The following is a 7,209-nucleotide window of genomic DNA, read 5'->3' on the forward strand; positions in this document are numbered from 1 at the left end:
GCCTACAACTCAGATCGTAGGCCGGGTAAGGCGCAGCCGCCACCCGGCTTTTTACTACCCGCCAAACTGATCCGGATCGGGCCCTAAACGCTTGCCCTGATCCAGTTTCGCAATCTCGCCCAGCTCATCTTTATCCAGGCGGAAATCCCAGACGTCGAAGTTCTCGGCGATGCGCGATGGCGTGACCGATTTCGGGATCACCACCAGGCCGTTGTCCAGGTGCCAGCGAATGACAATCTGCGCCGGGGTTTTGCCATATTTATCCGCCAGATCGCGGATAATTTTCTGGTCGAACACCCCTTCACCGCCCTGAGCCAGCGGGCTCCAGGATTCGGTCTGGATTTTGTGAGTAGCGTTCCAGGCGTGAAGCTGGCGCTGCTGCATCAGCGGGTGCAGTTCAATCTGATTAATCACCGGTACAACGCCCGTTTCGTCAATCAGACGCTGCAGGTGATGAACCTGGAAGTTACAGACGCCGATGCTTTTCACCAGCCCCTCTTTTTGCAGTTCAATCATCCCTTTCCAGGCATCAACATAATGGTCGATAGCCGGAACCGGCCAGTGCATCAGATACAGATCGACGAAATCGAGCTGGAGTTTCTCCAGGCTCTCCTGCAGGGCTTCGCGTGGGCGCTTTTGGTCGTCGTTCCACAGTTTGGTGGTGATAAAAAGGTCGTCGCGGGGCATACCGGCGCTGGCCAGTGCTTTCCCCACGCCGTCCTCGTTTTTGTAGGCGGCGGCGGTATCAATGGACCGATAGCCGACTTCCAGTGCTTTATGAATGGCGGAGACGACCTCGTCGTTACCGGCTTTCCATACACCTAGCCCCAACTGGGGCATCACGTTGCCGTCCTGCAGCTTGATTACGGTTTGGTTTGCCATTTTTCCTCCTTCAGGTGCGCATCGCCGGAGGGGGACTCCGGCGATGGGGTGTGCATTAAGTCTGGACGAAATGTCAAAAAACGAAAGGCAGGATGCCAAAAACGCTTAGCGCGCCGCCTCGTAGATACGACGGCTAACGTCCAGCGTAATGTCGCCGTGTTCGCCCAGCTTAGTCATGCCGTGTTCTTCAAGTTTAGCCAGCAGGGCAGGGATAGAGCTGCCATCCAGACCATAGCCGGACAGACGCGTCGGCACGCCCAGGCTTTCAAAGAAGTTGCGGGTCGCTTCGATTGCCGCATCGATACGCGCGTCGTCAGAACCTTCGGTGATGTTCCAGACGCGTTCCGCGTACTGCAGCAGTTTGGCACGTTTGGTATCACGTTTTTCGTTCCACAGGGCCGGCAGAACCACCGCCAGCGTCTGGGCGTGATCCAGACCGTGCATCGCCGTCAGTTCATGGCCCAGCATGTGGGTTGCCCAGTCCTGCGGCACGCCTGCGCCAATCAGGCCGTTCAGCGCCTGCGTTGCAGCCCACATCACATTGGCACGCACGTCGTAGTTTTCTGGCTCTTTCAGCGCCTTCGGACCCTCTTCGACCAGCGTCAGCAGAATGCCTTCCGCAAAACGATCCTGAATTTTGGCATCCACCGGATAAGTCACGTACTGCTCAACGGTGTGAACAAAGGCGTCGACCACGCCGTTCGCGACCTGACGCGCGGGCAGGGTGTAGGTGTACACCGGATCGAGGATCGCGAATACGGGCTGAACGTGCTCGTTCATAAAGGCCTGTTTGTCTCCGGTGGTTTTACGGGAGATCACCGCGCCTTTGTTGGATTCAGAACCGGTAGCTGGCAGGGTCAGCACGGAGCCCATCGGGATCGCGCTTTTAATGTCGCTGCCGCGGGTTTCCAGGATATGCCATGGGTCGATACCGTCGGCGTAGTGTGCTGCCGCGGCGATGAACTTCGTGCCGTCCAGCACGGAACCCCCGCCGACAGCCAGCAGGAAGGTGATGTTTTCTTCGCGGGCGATTTTCACCGCGTTCATCAGCGTTTCATAAGAAGGGTTTGGCTCGATACCGCCAAACTCGCGCACGTCCAGACCTTCCAGTGCGCTGTAAACCTGATCCAGCACGCCGGTTTTTTTCACGCTGCCGCCACCGTAGGTGATCAGCACGCGGGCGTCAGCGGGGATCTGTGCACGCAGATCGGCGATAGCGCCTTTACCAAACAGGATGCGGGTTGGGGTATGGAGATTAAAATTATTCATGGCTCGTTCCCTATCGTGGGTGAAAAATCGTGGCGGCGCGGATGGCTACCTGATGCTGCACATTGTGGCTGCCCGGGGATATCCTCTCAATGCACATTCCTGCCGATGTCTTGCCCATTTCTACAGAGCACTGGAGAAACGTCAGGAAAATGCGCAGACTGTGAGGGTCGCAAACCGTACCCGGAGTAACGCTAAATGAACCGTGAAGCCATCTGTCTTCAGCTCACTTCGCAGATTAAAAGACTGATTGATAAGCAAAATAACCCAGGCGAACTGCTGCCGGATATTCGCCTGCTCTACGGGACGCAGCCGGGAACGCGGACGCCGGTGATGTATCAGCCGGGCATCGTTTTTCTCTTTTCCGGCCATAAAATTGGTTATATCAATGAACGCGTGTTCCGTTATGACACCAATGAATATCTGCTGCTGACAGTACCTTTACCCTTCGAATGTGAAACCTTCGCGACAGAGGAGGTACCGCTGGCGGGGATCCGCGTAAATGTCGATATTCTTCAGCTTCAGGAGCTGCTGATGGACATTGGCGAAGACGAGCTTTTCCAGCCGTCGATGGCGGCGAGCGGCATTAACTCAGCCACGCTGTCAGAGGAGATCCTCTGTGCCATTGAGCGTCTGCTGGACGTGATGGAGAGACCGCTGGATGCGCGTATTCTGGGTAAGCAAATCATCCGCGAAATTCTCTATCATGTGCTGCTGGGGCCGGGTGGCGGGGCACTACTGGCGCTGGTCAGTCGGCAGACCCACTTCAGCCTGATAAGCCGCGTACTCAAGCGCATCGAAAGCCAGTACACGGAAAACCTCAGCGTTGACCAGCTGGCGGCGGAAGCGAACATGAGCGTCTCGGCGTTTCACCACAACTTTAAGTCGGTGACCAGCACCTCGCCGCTGCAATACCTCAAAACCTACCGGCTGCATAAGGCGCGGATGCTGATGATCCACGACGGCATGAAGGCCAGCGCGGCGGCGATGCGGGTCGGGTATGAGAGTGCGTCGCAGTTTAGTCGGGAGTTTAAGCGCTACTTCGGCGTCACGCCGGGAGAGGATGCGTCACGCATCCGAACCATGCAGGGAGTCTGACGGCAAACGTAGGCCGGGTAAGCGATAGCGCCACCCGGCTTTTATTTATGCACTGCAGTACTTCTTCTTAATCACCACCGCAATCGTTCCCACCAGTCCAGCCACCAGCAGGAACATCGGCAGCACCATCAGGAAGGTCATTACCTGGTCTTCATGGTGCTTCACAAACGGGATCATGTTCAGCGCGTAGCCGAGAGTGGTAACGACACCCACCCATAACAACGCGCTCAGCCAGTTGAAGAACTGGAAGCGGCGGTTCGACAGGCCGGAAATGCCTGCCATGGTGGGCAGCAGGGTGCGAACAAAGGCCAGAAAACGCCCGGCCAGCAAGGCCAGCAGGCCATGCCTGTCAAACATGCAGGTCGCACGCTGATGGTATTTATGCGGTAGTTGCGCCAGCCAGCCCTTCACGACGCGCGTGTTGCCGAGCCAGCGGCCCTGCAGATAGCTCAGCCAGCAGCCCAGGCTTGCCGCGGAGGTGAGGATCACCATGGTCGGCGTGAAGTCCATGACACCTTTACCGATTAACGCCCCCGCAAGCAAAAGGAGGCTGTCACCGGGTAAAAATGAGGCTGGCAGTAATCCATTTTCCAGAAACAGGGTCGCGAACATCACGAAATAGACGATACCTACAACGTGAGGATCGGTCAGTGCGGCGAAGTCGTGTTGCCAGAGCGCCGCGATAATATCTTGAATAACAGCCATGGACTTTCCTGTGGAACAACAGATATAGCACTATTGTACTCCCTTATTTGCCCGATTGGGTTGATCGCGGGCGCAACTAATGCAGACTTTTCTGGTGGCGGTGTCCACAAAAGCATCCATGGAGTACATGTTTGCCAGCACTCTACACGATACGCGCAAACCCTGCTGCTAAATCGGCAATTAAATCGTCCGCGTTTTCTAAACCGATATGCAGGCGAATCAGGGTGCCGCTGAAGTCCACTTCACCGCCAGGGCGCAGGGCCGCAATCTGCTCCGGCTGATTTGGCAGGATCAGGGATTCAAACCCGCCCCAGGAGTAGGCCATGCTGAAGAGGGTAAAATTATCCAGATAGCTTGCCAGCTCGTCATTATTCAGCCGTTTTTTTAGAACGAATGAGAACAAACCGCTGCTGCCCGTAAAGTCTCGTTGCCAGAATTCATGCCCTTTACTGCCCGGCAGTGCCGGATGGTTGACGCGCTCAACCTGCGGGTGCTGCTCCAGCCACTCAGCTATCTTCAGGCTGCTTTCGTGATGCTGACGCAGGCGCACCCCCAGCGTGCGGATGCCTCGGCTGGTCATGTAGGCGGTATCGGCATCGACCATCTGCCCCATCAGGTAGGCATTTTCCCGCAGTTGATCCCAGCAGCGGGCGTTAGAAACGGCCGTGCCGATCATCCCGTCTGAGTGGCCAATCAGATATTTGGTCGCCGCCTGAATGGAGATATCAATGTCGAATTCCAGCGCTTTAAACAGCACGCCCGCCGCCCAGGTGTTGTCGATCATGATAATCGCCTCTGGCGCTTTGCTGCGCACGGCTTTCACAATGGCCGGCACGTCGTGTACTTCCATGGTGATCGAACCCGGAGATTCCAGGAACACAATGCGCGTGTTGGGCTGAATAAGCTCTGCGATGCCTTCGCCAATCAGCGGATCGAACCAGCCCGTGGTTACGCCGAATCGGGAGAGGATTTTGGTGCAGAAATCCTGACTCGGTTCATAGGCGGTGTTGGTCATCAGAATATGGTCGCCCTGTTCCACGAACGCGAGAATGGTGTTGGCGACTGCCGCCGCACCGCACGGAAACAGCGCGCAGCCTGCGCCGCCTTCCAGCTCGCACATGGCTTCCTGCAGTGAGAAGTGGGTTAGCGTGCCACGACGTCCGTAAAACAGCCCGCCTTTGGCGCGGTTACGCGTGGCGATTTTTTTGTCCTCTACGGTATCAAACACCAGCGAGGAGGCCCGTTGGATCACGCTGTTCACCGAACCCTGAGTATATTTCTTGCTGCGCCCGGCCTGTACCAGCGTGGTATCAAGATGCTTCTTGGTCATGTTCGCTAACCCTGTTTTTATACGTCTGGACGTCCAGACTACCACGAATGTGAAAATCTGCACCCGGATGCTTATCGAATAAGCAGAAAATATTAGCAAAAAACCGCATAAGAAATTTTTACTGCGTAAGCGCAAGGAATATGAGCGAAAATTGCGGCACTATGTAAATAGTAATGAGAACGACTATCAATTCGACGATGTTTTGATATTATTACGTTCAGATTTTGTGATTTGCGTCCTGGAGATACAGAGTGGGTAATAATTTGATGCAGACGGATCTCTCCGTTTGGGGCATGTATCATCATGCTGACATCGTGGTTAAGATTGTGATGATCGGCCTGATTCTGGCGTCCGTGATCACGTGGGCTATCTTCTTTGGCAAGAGCGCCGAGCTGATTTCTCAGAAGCGCCGCCTCAAGCGTGAGCAACAGCAGCTGGCTGAAGCCCGCTCTCTCGATCAGGCGTCTGACATGACCTCATCCTTCCACGCGAAAAGCCTGACCACCCTGTTAGTTAACGAAGCGCAAAACGAGCTGGAACTCTCCGCAGGCAGTGAAGATAACGAAGGTATTAAAGAACGTACCGGCTTCCGTCTGGAGCGTCGCGTCGCCGCCGTGGGCCGTCATATGGGCCGGGGCAATGGATATCTGGCGACCATCGGGGCCATCTCGCCGTTCGTGGGGCTGTTCGGTACGGTCTGGGGCATCATGAACAGCTTTATCGGGATTGCGCAAACCCAAACGACGAACCTGGCGGTAGTTGCACCGGGTATCGCCGAAGCGCTGCTGGCGACCGCTATCGGTCTGGTTGCGGCGATCCCTGCGGTGGTTATCTATAACGTCTTCGCGCGCATGATTGGCAGCTATAAAGCCACTCTCGGTGATGTCGCCGCGCAGGTTCTGCTGCTGCAAAGCCGCGATCTTGATCTGAATGCCAGTGCCGCTAAACCGGTGCACGCGGCGTCCAAACTGCGCGTAGGTTAATGAATTATGGCAATGCGTCTTAATGAAAATATGGACGATAACGGCGAAATGCATGAAATCAACGTGACGCCGTTTATCGACGTTATGCTGGTTCTGCTGATTATCTTCATGGTTGCTGCGCCGCTGGCGACGGTCGACGTGAAGGTAAACCTGCCGGCCTCGTCCAGCCAGCCGCAGCCGCGCCCGGAAAAGCCCATCTATCTGTCGGTGAAAGCAGATAAATCGATGTTCCTCGGCAACGACCCGGTGACGGCTGACTCTGTCATCCCGGCGCTGGATCAGCTCACTGGCGGTAAGAAAGACACGACGGTCTTCTTCCGTGCGGATAAAACCGTTGATTACGAGACCATGATGAAGGTCATGGATACACTGCATCAGGCGGGTTATCTGAAGATTGGGCTGGTCGGCGAAGAGAAAGCGGCCGCGAAATAACGAAGAAGCTGGCGAAAGCCGGCTTTTTTTTATGCCTGTCGGGTTATTCTTTTTTGTTATCCGTCGACGCGGGAGAGAGGGTTGCCAGCGCGTCCTCGTCAAGCGCGATGCTGGTGATGTTTGAGGTACGATACTCGCCGTCGGACAGTTTGCGCGTCAGGCGCAGGGTCGCGGTTTCTCTGGCCAGCAGATACTGATAATTGGCCTCCAGACGCCCTAGAAGCTTCTCTTTCAGCTCGGGCCGTTGTTCGATGATGGCATTCATCACGGCGCCGTAAATCTCTTCCTTGACCTGTAAGGGATAAATCTCGCGGCGGTTCTGCCATTTCAGGCGCACCAGCGTCGCCGGAATGGAAACCAGATCCTGGGTAATACGCCCTGTCCCTTATACCCATCTTCAGCTGCCGACCAATAGACGCAATATCGTATCCCGGCCCCCCGTACCTACGAAACAAAAACATCACATCAATCACACAGCACAACGCAACCCACAGCACGACCAAGTCAGCCAAG

Annotated in this window: 7 protein-coding genes and 1 pseudogene; 3 read left to right on the forward strand and 5 right to left on the reverse strand. The window is 55.7% G+C overall.

The features are described 5' to 3' along the window. Positions 1–54: 54 nt before the first annotated feature. The gene (gene dkgA, locus APU11_RS14850; RefSeq protein WP_023619916.1) at positions 55–882 is read right to left on the reverse strand and encodes a 2,5-didehydrogluconate reductase DkgA; all 828 of its coding nucleotides are present in this window, start codon (positions 880–882) and stop codon (positions 55–57) included. 105 nt (positions 883–987) lie between these two features. After that, positions 988–2,151 carry an alcohol dehydrogenase gene (gene yqhD / locus APU11_RS14855; RefSeq protein ID WP_058650719.1) on the reverse strand — a complete coding sequence of 388 codons (1,164 nt, stop codon included), beginning with the start codon at positions 2,149–2,151 and terminating at the stop codon, positions 988–990. 195 nt (positions 2,152–2,346) lie between these two features. Between yqhD and APU11_RS14860 the strand changes: the two genes are divergently transcribed. After that, a complete protein-coding gene (locus tag APU11_RS14860; protein WP_023619917.1) occupies positions 2,347–3,246 on the forward strand; it encodes an AraC family transcriptional regulator in 900 nt (299 codons plus the stop codon). Positions 3,247–3,291: 45 nt separating this feature from the next. Here APU11_RS14860 and yghB read toward each other — a convergent pair whose 3' ends face one another. Beyond that, positions 3,292–3,951, reverse strand: coding sequence for a DedA family general envelope maintenance protein YghB (yghB, locus tag APU11_RS14865; RefSeq protein WP_014833270.1), 660 nt, complete (start codon positions 3,949–3,951; stop codon positions 3,292–3,294). A 142-nt stretch (positions 3,952–4,093) separates the two neighbouring features. Beyond that, a complete protein-coding gene (gene metC, locus APU11_RS14870) occupies positions 4,094–5,281 on the reverse strand; it encodes a cystathionine beta-lyase (RefSeq protein ID WP_048971481.1) in 1,188 nt (395 codons plus the stop codon). Positions 5,282–5,532: 251 nt separating this feature from the next. Between metC and exbB the strand changes: the two genes are divergently transcribed. Both exbB and exbD read left to right on the forward strand, forming a co-directional pair. After that, a complete protein-coding gene (gene exbB / locus APU11_RS14875) occupies positions 5,533–6,264 on the forward strand; it encodes a tol-pal system-associated acyl-CoA thioesterase (protein ID WP_013098712.1) in 732 nt (243 codons plus the stop codon). A 6-nt stretch (positions 6,265–6,270) separates the two neighbouring features. Next, complete coding sequence (gene exbD, locus APU11_RS14880; protein WP_048971479.1) at positions 6,271–6,696, forward strand: TonB system transport protein ExbD; 426 nt, start codon at positions 6,271–6,273, stop codon at positions 6,694–6,696. Positions 6,697–6,739: 43 nt separating this feature from the next. Here the strand turns inward: exbD and APU11_RS14885 are convergent. Further along, positions 6,740–7,072, reverse strand: a pseudogene (locus tag APU11_RS14885) (cytoplasmic protein); the annotation flags it as partial. Positions 7,073–7,209: the final 137 nt, after the last annotated feature.

The organism is Enterobacter sp. 50793107, assembly GCF_001463365.1.
Taxonomy (GTDB): Bacteria; Pseudomonadota; Gammaproteobacteria; order Enterobacterales; family Enterobacteriaceae; genus Enterobacter; species Enterobacter cloacae.

Bases quoted from the DNA above. Each gene is read 5' to 3' on its own strand.
- dkgA (WP_023619916.1), bottom strand. From the start codon at position 882: ATGGCAAACCAAACCGTAATCAAGCTGCAGGACGGCAACGTGATGCCC.
- yqhD (WP_058650719.1), bottom strand. From the start codon at position 2,151: ATGAATAATTTTAATCTCCATACCCCAACCCGCATCCTGTTTGGTAAA.
- APU11_RS14860 (WP_023619917.1), top strand. From the start codon at position 2,347: ATGAACCGTGAAGCCATCTGTCTTCAGCTCACTTCGCAGATTAAAAGA.
- yghB (WP_014833270.1), bottom strand. From the start codon at position 3,951: ATGGCTGTTATTCAAGATATTATCGCGGCGCTCTGGCAACACGACTTC.
- metC (WP_048971481.1), bottom strand. From the start codon at position 5,281: ATGACCAAGAAGCATCTTGATACCACGCTGGTACAGGCCGGGCGCAGC.
- exbD (WP_048971479.1), top strand. From the start codon at position 6,271: ATGGCAATGCGTCTTAATGAAAATATGGACGATAACGGCGAAATGCAT.